At 55.0% G+C, this 589-nt stretch carries 2 rRNA genes; both read left to right on the forward strand.

Annotated features, from left to right (window positions below):
- Positions 1–140, forward strand: a 16S ribosomal RNA gene (locus A3K89_RS20825); the annotation flags it as partial.
- 342 nt (positions 141–482) lie between these two features.
- Positions 483–589, forward strand: a 23S ribosomal RNA gene (locus A3K89_RS20830); the annotation flags it as partial.

Genomic DNA, 589 nt, shown 5'->3' on the forward strand with positions numbered 1-589 from the left:
TCACGTCATGAAAGTCGGTAACACCCGAAGCCGGTGGCCTAACCCCTTGTGGGAGGGAGCCGTCGAAGGTGGGATCGGCGATTGGGACGAAGTCGTAACAAGGTAGCCGTACCGGAAGGTGCGGCTGGATCACCTCCTTTCTAAGGAGCTTCTTCTCGGCTCGGACCGTCACACAGGTGACGGGGGAGCGAGACAGAACCTGTTTAGTCCCCACATGTGGGACTGCAGTGCTCACGGGTGGAACACTGACAAGTCATTCTTTTCATGATGGTCGCCGGCCTGTGTGCTGGTGGTCGAAGAGAGTTATATCGGCATACTGTTGGGTCCTGAGAGAACAAGCGCGAGTTTGTTTCTTTCTGGAGGAAAACGATTCTTTTCGAATGTCGGTCATACCGCACTGCTTCGGTGGTGGTTTGGTGTCGGCGTCAAGTTCGGAGAGGGTGTGTTGTTTGAGAATTGCACAGTGGACGCGAGCATCTTTGTTGTAAGTAATTTAGAGCGTACGGTGGATGCCTTGGCACCAGGAGCCGATGAAGGACGTAGGAGGCTGCGATAAGCCTCGGGGAGCTGTCAACCGAGCTGTGATCCG

The sequence above is a fragment of the Rhodococcoides kyotonense genome, from assembly GCF_001645385.1.
Classification (GTDB): Bacteria; Actinomycetota; Actinomycetes; order Mycobacteriales; family Mycobacteriaceae; genus Rhodococcoides; species Rhodococcoides kyotonensis_B.